This window comes from Arthrobacter sp. Soc17.1.1.1 (assembly GCF_036867195.1).
Lineage (GTDB): Bacteria > Actinomycetota > Actinomycetes > Actinomycetales > Micrococcaceae > Arthrobacter_D.
This window is the reverse complement of the sequence record NZ_JBAJII010000001.1, coordinates 1,686,552-1,703,992: the sequence shown is the minus strand read 5'-3', so window position 1 is coordinate 1,703,992 and position 17,441 is coordinate 1,686,552. Positions and strand designations below refer to the sequence as shown.

At 71.0% G+C, this 17,441-nt stretch carries 13 protein-coding genes and 1 riboswitch; of the genes, 3 read left to right on the top strand and 10 right to left on the bottom strand.

Annotation, left to right across the window (positions count from 1 at the left end):
• Nucleotides 1-62: 62 nt before the first annotated feature.
• Nucleotides 63-207: riboswitch (FMN riboswitch) on the bottom strand.
• 174 nt (nucleotides 208-381) lie between these two features.
• Complete coding sequence (gene aspS, locus V6S67_RS07700; protein WP_334209683.1) at nucleotides 382-2,166, bottom strand: aspartate--tRNA ligase; 1,785 nt, start codon at nucleotides 2,164-2,166, stop codon at nucleotides 382-384.
• Between the two features lie 213 nt (nucleotides 2,167-2,379).
• Between aspS and V6S67_RS07695 the strand changes: the two genes are divergently transcribed.
• Entirely contained in the window at nucleotides 2,380-3,636 is a 1,257-nt protein-coding gene (locus V6S67_RS07695; protein WP_334209682.1) for an APC family permease, read from the top strand.
• Between the two features lie 87 nt (nucleotides 3,637-3,723).
• On the opposite strand, the gene hisS is transcribed toward V6S67_RS07695, so the two are convergent.
• Nucleotides 3,724-5,052: a histidine--tRNA ligase gene (gene hisS, locus V6S67_RS07690; RefSeq protein ID WP_334209681.1), complete on the bottom strand. Its 1,329-nt coding sequence runs from the start codon at nucleotides 5,050-5,052 to the stop codon at nucleotides 3,724-3,726.
• 503 nt (nucleotides 5,053-5,555) lie between these two features.
• Here hisS and V6S67_RS07685 point away from each other — a divergent pair.
• Complete coding sequence (locus tag V6S67_RS07685) at nucleotides 5,556-7,151, top strand: DUF349 domain-containing protein (protein WP_442884870.1); 1,596 nt, start codon at nucleotides 5,556-5,558, stop codon at nucleotides 7,149-7,151.
• A gap of 111 nt (nucleotides 7,152-7,262) precedes the next feature.
• A complete protein-coding gene (locus tag V6S67_RS07680; RefSeq protein WP_334209679.1) occupies nucleotides 7,263-7,913 on the top strand; it encodes a hypothetical protein in 651 nt (216 codons plus the stop codon).
• Nucleotides 7,914-7,923: 10 nt separating this feature from the next.
• On the opposite strand, the gene V6S67_RS07675 is transcribed toward V6S67_RS07680, so the two are convergent.
• From V6S67_RS07675 to V6S67_RS07640, 8 genes are all read right to left on the bottom strand, one after another.
• Complete coding sequence (locus tag V6S67_RS07675; RefSeq protein WP_334209678.1) at nucleotides 7,924-10,329, bottom strand: RelA/SpoT family protein; 2,406 nt, start codon at nucleotides 10,327-10,329, stop codon at nucleotides 7,924-7,926.
• Nucleotides 10,330-10,506: 177 nt separating this feature from the next.
• Nucleotides 10,507-11,505, bottom strand: a complete 999-nt coding sequence (secF, locus tag V6S67_RS07670) for a protein translocase subunit SecF (RefSeq protein WP_334209677.1) — start codon at nucleotides 11,503-11,505, stop codon at nucleotides 10,507-10,509.
• Nucleotides 11,502-13,367 carry a protein translocase subunit SecD gene (gene secD / locus V6S67_RS07665; protein WP_334209676.1) on the bottom strand — a complete coding sequence of 622 codons (1,866 nt, stop codon included), beginning with the start codon at nucleotides 13,365-13,367 and terminating at the stop codon, nucleotides 11,502-11,504. Before secD ends, secF begins: the two co-directional genes overlap by 4 nt.
• An 84-nt stretch (nucleotides 13,368-13,451) precedes the next feature.
• Nucleotides 13,452-14,060, bottom strand: coding sequence for a preprotein translocase subunit YajC (yajC, locus tag V6S67_RS07660; RefSeq protein WP_334209675.1), 609 nt, complete (start codon nucleotides 14,058-14,060; stop codon nucleotides 13,452-13,454).
• A gap of 102 nt (nucleotides 14,061-14,162) precedes the next feature.
• On the bottom strand, nucleotides 14,163-15,278 hold the full coding sequence (gene ruvB / locus V6S67_RS07655) for a Holliday junction branch migration DNA helicase RuvB (protein WP_334209674.1): 1,116 nt from the start codon (nucleotides 15,276-15,278) through the stop codon (nucleotides 14,163-14,165).
• Nucleotides 15,275-15,904 carry a Holliday junction branch migration protein RuvA gene (ruvA, locus tag V6S67_RS07650; RefSeq protein WP_334209673.1) on the bottom strand — a complete coding sequence of 210 codons (630 nt, stop codon included), beginning with the start codon at nucleotides 15,902-15,904 and terminating at the stop codon, nucleotides 15,275-15,277. The genes ruvB and ruvA overlap by 4 nt, the downstream gene beginning before the upstream one ends.
• Nucleotides 15,905-16,060: 156 nt before the next feature.
• The gene (ruvC, locus tag V6S67_RS07645; protein ID WP_334209672.1) at nucleotides 16,061-16,636 is read right to left on the bottom strand and encodes a crossover junction endodeoxyribonuclease RuvC; all 576 of its coding nucleotides are present in this window, start codon (nucleotides 16,634-16,636) and stop codon (nucleotides 16,061-16,063) included.
• 45 nt (nucleotides 16,637-16,681) lie between these two features.
• On the bottom strand, nucleotides 16,682-17,440 hold the full coding sequence (locus tag V6S67_RS07640; protein WP_334209671.1) for a YebC/PmpR family DNA-binding transcriptional regulator: 759 nt from the start codon (nucleotides 17,438-17,440) through the stop codon (nucleotides 16,682-16,684).
• Between the last annotated feature and the right edge of the window lies 1 nt (nucleotide 17,441).

Genomic DNA, 17,441 nt, shown 5'->3' with positions numbered 1-17,441 from the left:
ACGCCGTGGCTGTACCACGACAGGACCGCAGCCCGGAAGCGGGCAGCGGCAAGCCCCTGCTGTGCGTGCTTCTCCCATCCAGACTGTGACTGTCGGTCCCGGAATTCCACCGGCTCAACCGTCCACTGCCCGCGCGGGTGCGCGGATGGTGGACGGGTCGCGGACTATAACCGCCGGTTCGGACTTACACCGACCCCGGAGCACGTACAGCGCCGATTATTTCACAGCGCGCGGGCCCGGGGTGGAGGATCCGTCACAATTCGTCCGACAGCGATCAGGACGGGGGCCTACGACAGGAGCGGGGCACCCCGTCGAGGGTGCCCCGCTCCTGTCGTCAGCGGATCTGCAGGTCAGCGGATCTGCTGGTCAAGCGATCCGCTGTCAGCCGGCCGACGCCGGCTGCGCGTCGGCCTTCGGCTTCGCGTCGACGCCGGCCTCCCTGCGCTGCTGCGCCGTGATCGGCGCGGGCGCGGCCGTCAGCGGGTCGTACCCGCCGCCGGACTTCGGGAAGGCGATGACGTCGCGGATGGAGTCGGTACCCGCGAGCAGGGAGACCACGCGGTCCCAGCCGAGCGCGATCCCGCCGTGGGGAGGCGCGCCGTACTTGAAGCCCTCGAGCAGGAAGCCGAACTTCTCCTGGGCCTCCTCGGCGCCGAGGCCCATGACGGCGAACACGCGCTCCTGCACGTCGCGCCGGTGGATACGGATGGACCCGCCGCCGAGCTCGTTGCCGTTGCAGACGATGTCGTAGGCGTAGGCCAGCGCGTTCTCGGGGTCCGTGTCGAACGTGTCGAGGAACTCGGGCTTCGGGGAGGTGAAGGCATGGTGGACGGCGGTCCAGGCACCGCCGCCGACGGCGACGTCACCGGCGGCGACGGCGGCGGATGCGGGCTCGAACATCGGGGCGTCGACCACCCACACGAAGGCCCAGTCGCCGTCCGTGATGAGTCCGGTACGGTGGCCGATCTCGACGCGCGCCGCACCGAGCAGGGCCCGGGAGGGTGTCTTCTCGCCGGCGGCGAAGAAGACGCAGTCGCCGGGGCCGGCGCCCACGGCGGCGGCGAGGCCCTCGCGCTCGGCGTCGTTGAGGTTCTTGGCCACGGGGCCGCGGAGGCTGCCGTCGTCGTCGATCAGGACGTACGCGAGGCCCTTGGCGCCGCGCTGCTTGGCGAACTCCTGCCAGGCGTCGAGCGTGCGGCGGGGCTGGGAGGCACCGCCGGGCATGACCACGGCGCCGACGTAGGGGGCCTTGAAGACGCCGAAGCCGGTGTCCTTGAAGAACCTGGTGAGCTCCGTGAGCTCGAGTCCGAAGCGCAGGTCCGGCTTGTCGGAGCCGTACTTCGCCATGGCGTCGGCGTAGGTCATCCGGCGGATCGGGGTGGGGATCTCGACGTCGATCAGCTTCCACAGGCGCGTGATGAGCTGCTCGCCGAGGGCGATGATGTCGTCCTCCTCGACGAAGCTCGCCTCGATGTCCAGCTGCGTGAATTCGGGCTGGCGGTCGGCGCGGAAGTCCTCGTCGCGGTAGCAGCGGGCGATCTGGTAGTACTTCTCGAACCCGCCGACCTGCAGCAGCTGCTTGAACAGCTGCGGCGACTGCGGCAGGGCGTACCAGGAGCCGGGGGCCAGGCGGGCGGGCACCAGGAAGTCGCGGGCGCCCTCGGGGGTGGAGCGGGTCAGGGTGGGGGTCTCGATCTCGACGTAGCCGTCCGCGTGCAGCAGCTCCCGGGCGACCCGGCTGGCCTCGGAGCGCAGGCGCAGGTTCTTCTGCGGGGCGGGCCGACGCAGGTCGAGGTAGCGGTGCTTTAGGCGGGCCTCCTCGCCCACCTCGACGTGCTCGTCGATCTGGAACGGCAGCGGGTCCGCGGTGTTGAGGATGGTGACGGTGTCCGCGATGACCTCGATCGCACCCGTGGCGAGGGCCGGGTTCTCGTTGCCCTCGGGGCGCTGGTGCACCGTGCCCACGATCTGCAGGACGTACTCGTTGCGCAGGCTGGAGAACACGTCCTCCTCGCGCACCACCACCTGGGCGACACCGGAGGCGTCGCGCAGATCGAGGAACGCCACACCGCCGTGGTCGCGGCGCCGCGCGACCCATCCTGCCAGGGTGACGGTTTGTCCTACGTGCTCAGGCCGGAGGGAGCCGAGTTCATGCGTGCGGAGCACAGCATTCCTTCCCACAGTCGTGTCAGTCGGGTCGCAGGGCGTGGAAGCGCCTGCCTACAGTTGGTTCAAGCCCGACCAACCTTACCGGTCCCGGTGCGACCGCTCCGACCGGGACGGGCCCGCTGTCGGCCCTCGACCTTTGCACCCGGCCTCTCCCCGGCCTTCATCCGAGCTCCACCCCGACCGCCCGCCGTTCCCGACCCGAGGAGGACCATGTCCGAGCAGCCCGGACTCCGCCGTGCGATGGGTGGCTTCGATGCCACGACCGTCGGCGTCGGCGCCATGATCGGAGCGGGAGCCTTCGTGGTCTTTGCGCCCGCCGCCGCCACCGCCGGCGGCCTCCTGCCCCTGGCCGTCGTCATCGCGGGCTTCGTCGCCTACTGCAACGCGGCGGCGACGGCGTCCCTCGCCGTCCGCTACCCCTCGAGCGGCGGGACGTACGTGTACGGGCGGGAGCGGCTGGGGGCGGCGCCCGGGTTCCTCGCGGGGTGGGCCTTCGTCACGGGCAAGCTCGCCTCCTGCGCCGCGATGGCACTGACGTTCGGCCTCTACGCCGCTCCCGGCGCCGAGAAGCCCGCCGCGGTGGCCGCCGTCGTCGGCCTGACCCTGGTGAACGTCCTCGGCGTGACCCGCACGGCCCTCGCGACGCGCGTGATCGTCGCGCTCGTGGTGCCCGTCCTCGCCTTCGTCATCGTGGTCGCCTTCGCCTCCCCCGCCGGCCCGCCGGCGGCCGGCGGCGGTCCCGCCGGCGTCGGGGGCGTGCTGCAGGCCGCGGCGCTGCTGTTCTTCGCATTCGCGGGGTACGCGCGGATCGCGACCATGGGCGAGGAGGTCCGGGAGCCGCGGCGGAACATCCCGGCGGCGATCTTCGGCGCTCTCGGCTTCACCCTGGTGCTGTACGTCCTGCTGGCCCTGTCCCTGCTCCACGCGCTGGGGCCGGCCGGGCTCGCCGCGACCACCGCCCCGCTGCGCCAGGTGGTGGAGGCCGCGGCGCCGGCGACGGCCGGCCTGCTGGGTGCCGTGGTGACGGTCGGGGCCGCGCTCGCCAGCCTCGGCGCGCTGCTCGCGCTGATTGCCGGCGTGGGGCGCACGAGCCTCGCGATGGCGCGCGGCGGGGACCTCCCGGGCGCACTCGCCCGCGTCTCGCGCCGGTTCGCGGTGCCCTGGGTCGCCGACATCGCGACCGCCGTCGTCGTGGTGGTGCTCCTCGTGGCCACGGACGTGCTCACCGTCGTCGGCTTCTCCAGCGTCGGCGTGCTGCTCTACTACGCGATCGCCAACATCGCGGCGTTCACCCTCACCGAGCGGCAGTGGTACGCGCCGCGCTGGCTGAACGCCGTCGGCGCCCTTGCATGCCTCGTGCTGGCCTTCACGCTGCCGGCGGCGTCGGTGCTCACCATGCTCGCGGTGCTCGCGGGAGGGCTCGTGGTGCGAGGGATCGTGCGTGGACGTCGTCGCGGGCGGGCCTGACGGTCCTGCGAGGATCCGGTCCCGCGCGGCAACCCGGCCCGGCGCGCGGCGCATCGGCGGCCGCGCCCGCGGCGCGGCCGCCCGGTGTCAGGCGGTGCTGACCACCGGCCGGAGGTCCTCCGCCGGGGGCGCCCAGGACGCCGGGTCCGCCGGCGTCTGCTCGCCCGACCGGATGTCCTTGACCTCGTGGGCGCCGTCCGCCGACGTGAACCAGACGAACGGGATGCCACGGCGATCGGCGAACTTGATCTGCTTGCCGAACTTCTCCGCGCTCGCCGCGACCTCGGCCGGGATGCCGCGACCGCGCAGGGCCGCGGCGACGTCCTGGGCCTCGGACCAGGAGTCGTCGTCGGCCAGCGTCACGAGCACCGCCGTCGGCACGGAGCGGGAGACCGTGGCGAAGCCCTGGCTGAGGATGCGCGAGACGATCCGCGTGACGCCGATGGACAGCCCGACGCCGGGGAAGGTGCGGTTGCCCTTGCGCGCCAGGGCGTCGTAGCGGCCGCCGGAACAGATGGAGCCGAGCGCCTCGTGTCCGTCGAGGACCGTCTCGTAGACGGTGCCCGTGTAGTAGTCGAGGCCGCGGGCGATGCTGAGGTCGGCGACCACGCGGCCCGGCGCGCGCCGCGACGCCTCGCCGACCACCTGGCGCAGCTCCTCGAGTCCTTCCTCGAGGAGCTCGTTCGTGACGCCCAGCGCGCGCACCTGCTCCACGAAGGAGGTGTCGGCGGTGCGGATGGACGCGAGGTCGAGGGCGAGGCGCACCTGCCGGTCATCGGCGCCCACCTCGTCGCGCAGCAGCGTGCCCACCTTCTCGGCGCCGATCTTCTCCAGCTTGTCGATGCTCCGCAGCACGGCGGCCGTGTCCTCGAGACCGATGGCCCGGTAGAACCCCTCCGCGAGCTTCCGGTTGTTGACGCGCAGCGTGAAGTCCGGGATCGGCAGGGCGCCGAGGGCCTCCACCACGGCGAGGGCGAGTTCGACGTCGTACCGGAACGGCAGGACACCGTCGCCCACGACGTCGATGTCCGCCTGCGTGAATTCGCGGGCACGGCCCTCCTGCGGCCGCTCGCCGCGCCAGCACTTCTGGATCTGGTACCGGCGGAACGGGAAGGCGAGGTGCCCGGCGTTCTCGACGACGTAGCGCGCGAACGGGACGGTGAGGTCGTAGTGGAGGGCGAGTCCGCTCTCCGAGGCGGACGCCTCGTCGGCCTGCAGTCGCGAGACCGCGTAGACCTCCTTGTCGATCTCGCCCTTGCGCAGGAGGTGCTCGACGGTCTCGACCGCGCGCGTCTCGATACTGGAGAAGCCGTGCAGCTCGAACGTCCGCTGCAGCACCCCGAGGACGTGGAGCTCGATCAGGCGTTCCTCCGGAAGCCATTCGGGGAAGCCGGACAGTGATGCCTTGCGGGCCATGGGGTGGTTCTCCTCCTGCGATGGGGACCGGCTCCCGCGGACGGAGCAGCGGAGCGGTTCTGCGGCCTCAATCCTAGGTCCCGGCGGCGGCGTGCGGGAAAAGGGGCGCCGGCAGCAGTCGGGGGCAAGCCCCGCTCCCCGCCGTGACGCGGATCAGGGGCCAGTGGGTAAAGTAACCTCAGGGCAGGTTGCGCGCTGCCCGGGCAATCGGTGGGCGCTGAGGAGTCCCGTTCGGCGGGCTCTTCCGCCGCTACCCGGCGGGCCGGGCCGATAGACTCCTAGACCCTGCATCAAATGGCCCCGGCGTTGCTCACGGCCATCCGACGAGCGAAAGACTTCTAGCGGTGACAGACAGTCAGCAATCCGACGAAACGACCATCGGCCGGCACTCGCAGCAGGACGCTGCGGCAGCCGACGGTGCCCCCACGCCCGCATCCTCTCCTTCGGCCCCTGGCACGGACGGGGACTCGGACCAGACGCAGGACGCTGCTCCCGCCGACCCCGTGCAGGGCGTCGACGCCACTGTGGCGGACGCCGTCGGCACCCCGGAAGCCGAGGCATCGGCGGCCGCGGAGCCCGTTGCGGCCGAGACCGAGGCGGAGCCCGGTGTCCAGCCCGAGGCCGCCGGCGACACCGACGCGTCCGATGCGCCCGACGTCCAGACCGAGGCGACCGACGACGCCGGCAGCACCGAGCCGTCGGTCCCGCTCGCTCCCGAGCCCGCACCGCTGAGCACGCCGTCGCCCAGCACGGCCCCGGCGCGCGCGCCCCTGCCCACCGCGATGGCACCCCGCCCGCTCAAGAAGGCCGCGCAGCCCCTGGCGGCCCCTCCCGCCCACAGCACGTCCCTCGAGGAGGCCGGCCGGTTCGCCCGCGTCGAGGAGGACGGCCACGTCTTCCTCCTCGTGGACGGCGCCGAGCACCCGGTGGGCCAGTACCCCGACGCGACGCGCGAGGAGGCGCTCGGCTATTTCGTGCGCAAGTACGACGACGTCGTGGCCCAGGTCGCGCTGCTGGAGCAGCGTGTCCAGGCGAAGGCGCCGTCGTCGGACATGGCCAAGACCGCCAAGCACCTGCGCACGCAGGTCGGCGAACGCAAGATGGTCGGCGACGTCCTCGCACTGGAGGCGCGGATCGACGCGCTGCTCGGTGAGATCGGCGGCCTGGAGAAGGCCGAGCGGGCAGCGCAGGACGCCCTGAAGGCGAAGGAACTCGCCGCCCGCGAGGCGATCGTCGCCGAGGCCGAGGAGCTCGCGGAGCGTGACCCCTCCACCGTGCAGTGGAAGGCCAGCAGCACGCGCATGAACGAGCTCTTCGAGATGTGGAAGGCCGCCCAGAAGAACGGGCCGAGGCTCGGCCGCGGCACGGAGGACGCCCTCTGGAAGCGCTTCCGGTCCGCGCGCACCGTGTTCGACCGTCACCGCCGCGCGTACTTCTCCCAGCTGGACAGCGACAACGCGGAGGCGAAGCAGGCCAAGGAGGCGCTCATCCGGCGCGCCGAGCAGCTCTCGGACTCCACGGACTGGGGCCAGACCGCCGCCGAGTACCGTCACCTGATGGACGAGTGGAAGTCGTCCAAGCGCGCGAGCCGTAAGGACGACGACGCCCTGTGGGCCCGCTTCCGCGCCGCCCAGGACCGCTTCTTCGAGGCCCGCAAGGCCGCGAACGAAGCCGTGGACGAGGAGTACGCGGGCAACCTCGGGGTCAAGGAGGCGCTCCTCAAGGAGGCCCAGCAGATCCTGCCCATCCGGGATCTCGCGGCCGCGAAGAAGGCCCTGCAGTCCGTCAGGGACCGGTGGGACGAGGCGGGGAAGGTCCCGCGCGCCGACATGGGGCGCATCGACGCCGGGCTCCGGAAGGTCGAGGACGCCGTGAAGGCGGCCGACGACGAGCACTGGACGAAGACGAACCCCGAGACGAAGGCCCGCACCAACAGTGCGCTGAGCCAGCTCGAGGCGACCATCGCGCAGCTCAGGGACGACCTCGCCGACGCCGAGAGCGCGGGGAACGCGAAGAAGATCGCGTCCGCGCGGGAGGCACTGGCGGCCCGCGAGCAGTGGCTCGAGATGCTGCAGAGGTCTGCCCAGGACTTCTCCTGACCGCAGGCCTCCCAGGGGGAGGCTCCCGCACCGACCAGGCCCTCCGGCACCGTTGTCCACATCGGCGCCGGAGGGCTTCTGCGTGCTCCCCGCGGTGGGGATGCTGGAGCAATGCCTCCCCTGGACAGCACCGCATCCGGAGCACCTCCGGAGCGCGTCCTGGGCCCGGGGCAGCCGGTCACATCCACCGGCGGGGCGCTGTTCCATGCCGGGGAGATCTTCACGTCGGCGGAGCTGCAGGCCATGCGGCTCGACGGACTGGTGCACCTCGTCATCGGGGACTCGTACCTCCGCAGCGACTTCAGGGAGGACCCCGCCACGAGGTCGCGGTCGGCTGTCCGCAGCGTCCCCGCCCCGATGCGGGCGCGGGTGGCCCTGGGCCGCTCCACCGCGGCCTGGATCTACGGGTGCGCTCCGCCGCCCGCCCTGATCAGCCTGGTCACGGACCACCGGCGCCGTACCACGGCGCTGCCGCCCTTCACCCCCGCCGTCATGCACCAGGTGGCGCTCGGCCCGTTCGACGTCAACCTGATCGGCGGGGTGTCCGTCACCACACCGCTCCGCACGGCGCTGGACATCGCCGTCCACGGCGAGGAGCGGGACGCGGTGCCCATCCTCCGGGCGATCAGCGGGACCGCGGCCCTCGACTGTCCCCTGCGGCTCGTCGAGGCCGCGCTCGTCAACGCTCCGCGGGTGCCGGGCAAGGCGCGGGCGCTCGCCCGGCTGCGCGCGGCCCGGCGCCCGCAGGACGCGCGGGCGTGAGGCACGGTGGTCAGGGGCGTCGCTGGGAGCCCGTGGTCCTGTACACGTCGAAGACGCCGTCGATGCGGCGCACCGCGCTGAGGATGTGACTCAGGTACTTCGGGTCGCCCATCTCGAACGCGAACCGGGACATCGCCACCCGGTCGGACGACGTGTTGACGTTCGCCGCGAGGATGTTCACGTGGTTCTCGGCGAGCACGCTCGTCACGTCGGAGAGGAGGCTCTTGCGGTCGAGGGCCTCGACCTGGATCTCGACGAGGAACACGCTCGACTGCGTCGGCGCCCACTCCACCGGCACGATCCGGTCAGGCTGGTCACGCAGCTCCTGCACGTTACGGCAGTCGCTGCGGTGCACGGACACCCCGGATCCGCGCGTCACGAACCCAATGATCGGGTCCGGCGGCACGGGCGTACAGCAGCGGGCGAGCTTGACCCACACGTCGCCGACCCCGCGGACGGTGACGCCCGAGTCGGAGAACTTGGGCCGGCGGGGCTGCGTGGCGACCGCCGTCTCCGCGATCTTGTCCTCGGCGTCCTCGTGGCCGCCCATGAGCGCCACGAGGTGCTCGATCACGTTCTGGGCGGACGTGTGCCCGTCCCCGACGGCCGCGTAGAGGGCCGAGATGTCCTGGTGCCGGAGCTCCTGGGCGACCGTCAGCAGGGCCGTGTGCGTCATCATGCGCTGCAGCGGGAGGTTCTGCTTCCGCATGGCGCGGGTCAGCAGTTCCTTGCCCTTGTCGATCGCCTCCTCGCGGCGTTCCTTCGTGAACCACTGCCGGATCTTGTTGCGGGCGCGCGGGCTCTTGACGAAGCCCTGCCAGTCCTGGCTGGGCCCGGCGCCCTCGGCCTTGGAGGTGAAGATCTCCACCCAGTCGCCGTGGTTCAGTTCGCTGTTGAGGGGCACGAGCTTGCCGTTGACCCGCGCGCCGATGGTCCTGTGCCCCACCTCGGTGTGGACGGCGTAGGCGAAGTCGACGGGCGTGGAGCCGGCGGGCAACGCCATGACCTCACCCTTGGGCGTGAAGACGAAGACCTCGCGCGCGTTGATCTCGAAGCGCAGGGAGTCGAGGAACTCGTCGGGGTCCGACGTCTCCTGCTGCCAGTCCACGAGGCTCCGCAGCCAGCCCAGGTCACCGTTGTCGGCCGCCTCGGGCTGCTTGCCGCCGTTCTTGTACTTCCAGTGGGCTGCCACGCCGTACTCGGCGCGGCGGTGCATGTCGTGCGTGCGGATCTGCACCTCGACGGGCTTGCCGCCCGGACCGATCACCGTGGTGTGCAGCGACTGGTACATGTTGAACTTCGGCATCGCGATGTAGTCCTTGAACCGCCCGGGCAGGGGGTTCCACCGTGAATGCAGCGAGCCGAGGGTGGCGTAGCAGTCCCGCACGCTGTCGACCAGGACGCGCACGCCCATCAGGTCGTGGATGTCGTCGAAGTCCTTCCCCCGGACGATCATCTTCTGGTAGATCGAGTAGTAGTGCTTGGGGCGGCCCGTGATCGTGGCCTTGATCTTCACGGCCCGGAGGTCTTCCTCGATCTGGTTGCGGACGAGGCTCAGATGCTTCTCCCGCTCGGGGGTCCTGTCCCCCACCATCCGGACGATCTCCTCGTACACCTTCGGGTGCAGCGCGGCGAAGGACAGGTCCTCGAGCTCCCACTTGATGGTGTTCATGCCGAGGCGGTGCGCGAGGGGCGCGAAGATCTCGAGGGTCTCCCTCGCCTTCTTCGCCGAGGACGCGGGCGAGACGAAGCGCCAGGTGCGGGCGTTGTGCAGCCGGTCGGCGAGCTTGATGACGAGGACACGGATGTCCTTCGCCATCGCCACGACCATCTTGCGCACCGTCTCGGCCTGCGCGGCGTCCCCGAAGGACACCTTGTCGAGCTTGGTGACGCCGTCCACGAGCATGGCCACCTCGGGGCCGAAATCCCGCTTGAGCTCCTCGAGGGTGTAGGAGGTGTCCTCGACGGTGTCGTGCAGGAGGGCTGCGGCGAGCGTGGTGCCGGTCATGCCGAGTTCGGCGAGGATGGTGGCGACCGCGACCGGGTGGGTGATGTACGGGTCGCCGCTCTTGCGTGTCTGGCCCTCGTGGCTCCGTTCCGCCACGAGGTAGGCCCGCTGGATGAGGTCGAGGTCCTCGCGCGGGTTGTTGGCCCGGACGGTGCGGAGCAGGGGCTCGAGCACGGGCGAGTAGCCCGAGGAGCCGCGACCGGTGAGGCGGGCGATGCGCGCCCGCGTGCGGCCGCGCCGTCCGGGAGCGACCTGGTCGGCGCTCGTGGCCGACGGCGCGGACGTGGGCGACGCCGGCTGCACGAGCCCGCGGGCGGGAGCCGGGCGCGAGGCGTCGGTGGCGACCGGTCCGGGGACCCCGGGCGCCGGAGCTCCCGGGTTCTCTCCGGGATTCACCGCTTCAGCCATATCCAGTTCCTCAATCTCCATCCGGAATCCGGCAAGGATCCATCGTGCCGCCGGTTCTGCGGCACCTTCAAGTCTAGCGGGGCTCGAACCGACTCAGCCGCAGCGGGCCCGTGGGAGCCGCTGCGGCTGAGGATGGGACCGAGCGTCGGCGACGGTCCTGCCCGACGGGATGTCGGATCAGACGGCCGCCGCCTCCAGGGAGCGGCGGTTCAGGACCTTCTTCTCCTGCTTCTTCAGCTCCGGCTCGTTGAGCCGCAGCGCCGCGTACAGGGGTGCCGCGATGAAGATGGTGCCGAGCGTGCCGAGGATGATGCCGATGAACAGGGCCAGCGAGAGGTCCTGGAGGGTACCCGCTCCCAGCAGGAACGAGCCGATGAAGAGGATCGACGCGACCGGCAGGATCGCCACCACGGAGGTGTTGATCGAGCGCACGAGGGTCTGGTTCACGGCGAGGTTGACCTGCTCGGCGAACGTCCGCTTCGTCGAGATGGTGACGTCGGCGGTGTTCTCCCGGATCTTGTCGAAGACCACCACCGTGTCGTACAGGGCGTAGCTGAGGATGGTCAGGAAGCCGATGATGGCCGACGGCGTGACCTCGAAGTCGCTCAGCGAGTACAGGCCCGCGGTGACGACCATGACCACCACGAGGGCCGCCATCGCGGCGAGGGCCATCTTCCAGGTGCGGAAGTAGATCGCCATGAGGACCGCGGCGAGGAGGACGAACACGCCGAACCCGATCAGCGCCTGACGGCTGACGTCCTCGCCCCAGGTCGGACCCACGAAGCTCGAGGTCACCTGGTCCTCACCCACGCCGTACCCGCTGACGAGGTTGTCGCGGACGCTGAGCGTCTGGTCGTCGGAGAGCCGCTCGGTCTGGATGCGCATCGTGTCGGCTGCGATGTTGGTGACGCGCGGGACGGCGTCGGGCACCACGTCCGTGACCGCCTTCTCGCCGACGGCCACATCGGTGTTCTCGGTGGCGGAGACGGTGAACTCGGAGCCGCCCCGGAAGTCGATACCGAGATTGAACCCGCCCTTGACCACCGGGATGATGATCGAGATCAGGATGGCGATGCCGGCGATGAGGAACCAGAGGTTCCGCTTGGCGACGAAGGGGTAGGAGCGCTTGCCCGAGTACAGCTCGTTGCCGAACGTGGCGAAGCTGGTGCGGCTCATTCTTTGGTCTCTTTCTGGGAGGATCCGGTGCGCCCGGCGACGGTGGAACCGGTCCGCGCGGGGACGGACGCCTCAGGGCGTCCGGCACCGGTTTCGACGGCAGTGGGATCCGCGACGGTGGGATCCGCGACGGCCGACCCGGCAGCCGAGGACCCCGCGCGCCCGGCGAGGGCCTTCTGCTGCTCCGCGCGACGGCGCTCGGCGATGGTCAGGCGTCGCTCGGCCTCCGCCGAGGCACCCTTGTTCTTGGTGCGGGCGACGGTGACGGGCTTCTCGCCCGGCTCGCGCAGACGGCCGGCGCCGCGGTAGAGCGGGATCCCGCCGAGTCGGCGCGGGTCGAGCCCGGACCACGGGTGTCCCTCGCCGAAGAACTTCGTCTTCGCGAGGAGGCGGAGCACCGGGTGCGTGAACATGAACACGACCACGAGGTCCGCGATGGCCGTGAGGCCGAGCGTGAACGCGAAACCGCGCACGTTGCCGACGGCGACGAAATAGAGCACGAGGGCGGCGAGGAGGTTGACCGCCTTGGAGGCGAGCACCGTCCGCTTGGCCCGGCGCCAGCCGTTCTCCACGGCGGAGACGAGGCCGCGCCCGTCGCGCAGTTCGTCACGGATGCGTTCGAAGTAGACGATGAACGAGTCGGCCGTCTGGCCGATGGCGACGATCAGGCCGGCCACGCCCGCCAGGGACAGGCGGTAGTTCTCGGTCCAGCCGAGGATGCAGATGGCGAGATAGGTCAGCACGCCCGCGACCACCAGCGAGGCGATCGTGACCAGGCCGAGCAGCCGGTACTGGAACATCGAGTACACGGCCACGAGCAGCAGGCCGATGAGGCCCGCGATGAGGCCGAGACGCAGCTGGTCGGCACCGAGCGTCGCGGAGATCTGCTGTTCGCTCTGGATCTCGAAGCTGATCGGCAGGGCGCCGTACTTCAGCTGCTCCGACAGGGCCGCTGCCGACTCCTCGGTGAAGTTGCCCGTGATCTGGGGGTTGCCGTCGGGGATGACGGCGTTGGTGGTCGGCGCGGAGACGATGCGCCCGTCGAGCACGATGGCGAACTGGTTCCGGGGGTCGCCCGAGCCGATCGCGTAGAGGCGTTCGGTGACCTCGCGGAAGGTCTGCGTGCCCTCGTCGTTGAAGTCGATCGTCACGGCCCAGGTGTTGAGGGTCTGGCCCTGCTGGCTGCGCTGCAGGCCGTAGCTGGCCGTCGAGATGTCGGTGCCCGGGACCTCGACGGGGCCGAGGATGTACTTGCCCTGCGTGTCGGGCTCGCAGGCGACCATGGGCCGGTCGGCGGGAGCGGGCTCCTCGGCGGGCTCGAGGGCGGCCGGGTCGAGGCAGTTCAGCGCCTCGAACTCCTTGTAGAGCTCGGGCGTGATCCAGTTCGGGTCGCTCGCGTTCTGGGGCTCGGCGGCCGGCTGGGGCAGCTGGTCGTCGGGGGTGGGCGTCTCGGCGGCTGCCGCCTGGCCCGGGCCGCCCGTGAGGACGGGACGGAACTCCATCTGTGCGGAGGCCTGGATGAGGTCGCGCGTCTCGGGGTCCGGGGTCCCGGGCAGCGACACGATGACGTTCTGGCCGGACTGCGTGTTGATCTCGGCCTCGGCGACACCGGAGCCGTCGACGCGCTGGCGGATGATCTCCACGGCCTGGTCGAGCTGCTCGGGTGTGATGTCGCTCCCGCCCTGGACGCGGGGGGCGAGGATCATCTGCGTCCCGCCCTCGAGGTCGAGGGCCAGGCGGGGGCTCCAGCTCGCGGTGCTCCAGTAGGAGCCCGCTCCCAGCAGGATCGCGAGCAGTGCTGTCAATGCGCCCAGCCAGACAAGTGTCCGCTTGGCTGCCGTCCCGGGACCGGTACGAGGCATGATGGATGTCCTTATTCAGTGGCGCGTCTCGGGCGCCGGGTTGATGCTGGAGGCCGCGGCTGAGTACCGGCGCCCTACGGAATGCTAGTTCTCGGGGTTCGTTCTGGGGTCGCGGGGATCGCGCGCGTCGCGGTTCTCCCCTGCGGCGTCGCGGTTCAGGCGCGCCAGGGTCTCCTCCGGGGTCTCGGCGCCCGGGCCGCCGGCGCTCCCGGCAGCCGTGGCTCCCGACGCTGTGGACCCGGCGGACGGCGTGCGGTCCGAGCGGTCGGTGCGATCGGTGATGTCACCGCTGATCGAGGACGCGTCGTCGGGGACCGTGGTGCCGTGGACGGTGGTGCCGTGGACGGCGTCCTCGTCGTCGACGGGGTCACCGGCTGCCGCGGTGTCCTGCTGGACGACCTTGGAGAGGGCCTGCGTGTGCACGGTGGCGAAGTTGCCGGGAGACAGTTCGAGCACGGCCTTGTTGTTCTCCTGGTCGATCGAGACGATCGTGCCGAAGAGCCCGAACTGGGTCATGACCTCGGTGCCCGGCTCCATCTGCGTGCGCATCTCCTTCACCTGCTGCTGCGTCTTCCGCTGGCGGCGGAACATGGTGAAGATCAGGAACGCCAGTGCCAGCGGCAGCAGGAGGGAGAAGATGTCGAAACCGGGGGCATCTCCTGAGGCGGACTGCGCGACTACGTGTGCAAGCACTGGGAATTCCGTTCCTGGGACTGGGTGAGGCGGCGGCAGCATTGTGCCCCGGCACACATTGGAAGACACCAGTGTAAAGGGGATTTCTGGGCGTCCGGCGCGTCAGGACTCCGGCTGGGCCCAGCTGTCAAGGACGGATTCGGTGTCCAGCAGCGATTCGGGCGCCACGGAGAACAGGTCCTCGGGCATCGCCGCCGCGACGTTCGCCGGCATCTCGAGGCCGAGGTGCTTCCAGGCGGCGGCCGTCGCGATCCGTCCGCGCGGTGTCCGCCCGAGCATCCCCTCGCGCACCAGGTAGGGCTCGGCGACGGTCTCCACCGTCTCGGGCTCCTCCCCCACGGCGATCGCCAGTGTCGACAGCCCCACCGGCCCGCCGTTGAACTTGGTGATGAGCGCTGTCAGGACGGAGCGGTCCAGCCGGTCGAGGCCGCGCGCGTCCACCTCGTACATGTCGAGGGCGGCACTCGCGGCGCGGGCGTCGATGAGGTCGATGCCGTGCACGAGCGCCCAGTCCCGGACGCGGCGCAGCAGGCGGTTGGCGATACGCGGCGTGCCGCGGGACCGGCCGGCGATCTCGGAGAAGGCCGCCGAGTTCACCTTCATGTCCATGAGCATTGCCGAGCGCCGGAGCACGAGTTCGAGTTCCTCGGTGGAGTAGAACTCCAGGTGCCCGGTGAATCCGAAGCGGTCGCGGAGCGGGCCGGGCAGCAGCCCGGCCCGGGTGGTGGCTCCGACGAGGGTGAAGGGCGGCAGCTCGAGGGGGATCGCCGTCGCTCCCGGGCCCTTGCCCACGATGATGTCGACCCGGAAGTCCTCCATGGCCATGTAGAGCATCTCCTCGGCGGGCCGGGACATGCGGTGGATCTCGTCGAGGAAGAGCACCTCGCCCTCGGTCAGGGAGGAGAGGATCGCCGCGAGGTCGCCCGCGTGCTGGATCGCCGGCCCCGAGGTGATGCGGAGCGGGGCGTTCATCTCCGCCGCGATGATCATGGCGAGCGTCGTCTTGCCCAGCCCGGGCGGCCCGGAGAGCAGCACGTGGTCCGCGCTGCGGCCGCGCAGGCGGGAGGCCTCGAGGACGAGCGAGAGCTGGCGGCGCACCCGCTTCTGCCCCACGAAGTCGTCGAGGTTCCGGGGGCGGAGCGCCGCCTCGACGGCGCGGTCCTCGGGATCGGCGGCCGGAGCGACGAGCGGCGCGTCCTCGGGCTGCCGGTCCGTCATGACCCCACCTTCGTCCGGGCGGAGCTCCGGGCGCCGTCCTGGCCGAGCCGGCGCAGCGTGAGCTTGAGGATCTGTCCCACGTCACCGGTCGCTGCCACCTCGGGCGCCTCGGCGACGGCGGCGTCGATCGCCGCGCCCGCGTCCTTCTCGGACCAGCCGAGGCCCATCATGGCGGTGAGGACCTGCCCCTGCCACGTCCGGGCCGGGACGCCGGGCTTCGCCTCCAGGGGCACGAGCTTCCCGGCGAGTTCGAGCACGATGCGCCGTGCGCCCTTCGGGCCGATGCCCGGCACCTTGCTGAAGGCCTTGTCGTCGCCCGACGACGCCGCGATCCGGATGGCGTCCGGTGTGTGCACGGCGAGCACGGCGAGGGCGAGGCGTGGGCCGACGCCGCTGACGGCCAGGAGGGTCTCGAAGACCTCGCGCTGGTCGGCGTCCTCGAAGCCGAAGAGCGTCATGGAGTCCTCGCGCACGATCATCGCCGTGGCGATGGCTGCCTGCTCCCCCACGCGCAGTCCGGCAAGCGTCTGCGGCGTGGCCTGGACCTGCATGCCGAAGCCGTTGACGTCGAGGACGGCGGAGTGCAGGCCCACGTGGGTCACTGTCCCGCGCAGGGAACTGATCATGGGGCTCTCCAGGGCAGATGCTGAGGGGTCGGCCGGGCGGTCGCCCGACGTCGAACATACGTTCTAATGTCTAACGGTACTGGCGTCGCGCCGTTCGATCGAGTCGCCACACCGATTGTGTGCGCCGACGGCCCCGGACCGGGCCCTGCAGCGGCGCTACCGCCGTCGGGCCCGTGCCTCCGCCTCGGCCCAGATGCGCTGCGCGGGGGTGATGGACCCTCCGGCCGCCGACGCGGCGGCGCCCTGGACGCCCACTCCCCTGCGCCAGGCATGCGTGATGGCGAGGGCCAGGGCGTCGGCGGCGTCGGCCGGCCGGGGGGCCGTCTCGAGCCGGAGGATCTTCGTGACCATCTTGGTGACCGCGACCTTGTCCGCCTGGCCGTTGCCGGTGACCGCGGCCTTCACCTCGGTGGGCGTGTGGAGGGCCACCGGGATGCCGCGCCGCGCCGCGGACACGATCACGACGCCGGACGCCTGCGCCGTGCCCATCACGGTACTGACGTTGAGCTGGCTGAAGACGCGCTCGACGGCGAGCACCTGGGGCTGGTGCAGGTCCAGCCACGAGTCCACGGCCTCGGAGATCACCAGCAGCCGCTCGTCGAGGCTCCTGCCGGCCTCGGTCCCGACGACGCCGACGGCGACGAGCGTGGAGCGGCGGTTCGGTTCGATGTCGACGACGGCGAGCCCGCACCGCGTGAGTCCGGGATCGACGCCCATGACGCGGTAGGTCATGGCGTCACCCGCGCAAGGTGGCCGGGGATGTGCAGCGGTGCGATGTCAGTCGTCGTTCTCGAGCTCCGCCAGGACATCCTCGGGGAGGTGCGCGTTGGAGTAGACGTTCTGGACGTCGTCGAGCTCCTCCAGCGCGTCCACGAGCTTCAGGAACTTCCGCGCGCCGTCCGCGTCGAGGTCCACCTGCATGGACGGGACGAACTCGACGTCGTCGGTCTCGTACTCGATGCTGCTCTCGTCGAGCGCGGCGACCACGGCCCGCAGGTCCTGGGGCTCGGAGACGATCTCGAACGACTCGGCCGATTCCTTCACCTCGTCCGCGCCGGCATCGAGGACGGACATCAGCAGTTCGTCCTCGGTGAGGCCGTTCTTCGGCAGCGTCACGACGCCCTTCCGCGCGAACAGGTACGCCACGGACCCCGGGTCGGCGATCGTGCCGCCGTTGCGGGAGATGCCGAGGCGCACCTCGGAGGCGGCACGGTTCTTGTTGTCCGTCAGGCACTCGATCAGCAGGGCCGAGCCCTGGGGCCCGCGCGCCTCGTACATGATCGTCTGGTAGTCGACGGCCTCGCCGAGCAGGCCCGCTCCGCGCTTCACCGCGCGGTTGATGTTGTCGATGGGCACGGACGTCTTCTTGGCCTTCGAGACGGCCAGTTCGAGGCCGGGGTTACCCGCGACGTCGGCACCGCCGGCCCGCGCAGCGACCTCGATGTTCTTGATCAGCTTGGCGAAGGACTTCGCGCGCTTGGCGTCGATCGCAGCTTTCTTGTGCTTGGTTGTTGCCCATTTGGAGTGCCCCGACATG

What these genes read in the sequence shown, in the direction of transcription:
- V6S67_RS07675 (WP_334209678.1), bottom strand. Translation starts at nt 10,329, where the DNA reads ATGGCTGAAGCGGTGAATCCCGGAGAGAACCCGGGAGCTCCGGCGCCC.
- ruvB (WP_334209674.1), bottom strand. Translation starts at nt 15,278, where the DNA reads ATGACGGACCGGCAGCCCGAGGACGCGCCGCTCGTCGCTCCGGCCGCC.
- secF (WP_334209677.1), bottom strand. Translation starts at nt 11,505, where the DNA reads ATGAGCCGCACCAGCTTCGCCACGTTCGGCAACGAGCTGTACTCGGGC.
- V6S67_RS07640 (WP_334209671.1), bottom strand. Translation starts at nt 17,440, where the DNA reads ATGTCGGGGCACTCCAAATGGGCAACAACCAAGCACAAGAAAGCTGCG.
- V6S67_RS07680 (WP_334209679.1), top strand. Translation starts at nt 7,263, where the DNA reads ATGCCTCCCCTGGACAGCACCGCATCCGGAGCACCTCCGGAGCGCGTC.
- ruvA (WP_334209673.1), bottom strand. Translation starts at nt 15,904, where the DNA reads ATGATCAGTTCCCTGCGCGGGACAGTGACCCACGTGGGCCTGCACTCC.
- ruvC (WP_334209672.1), bottom strand. Translation starts at nt 16,636, where the DNA reads ATGACCTACCGCGTCATGGGCGTCGATCCCGGACTCACGCGGTGCGGG.
- V6S67_RS07695 (WP_334209682.1), top strand. Translation starts at nt 2,380, where the DNA reads ATGTCCGAGCAGCCCGGACTCCGCCGTGCGATGGGTGGCTTCGATGCC.
- secD (WP_334209676.1), bottom strand. Translation starts at nt 13,367, where the DNA reads ATGCCTCGTACCGGTCCCGGGACGGCAGCCAAGCGGACACTTGTCTGG.
- hisS (WP_334209681.1), bottom strand. Translation starts at nt 5,052, where the DNA reads ATGGCCCGCAAGGCATCACTGTCCGGCTTCCCCGAATGGCTTCCGGAG.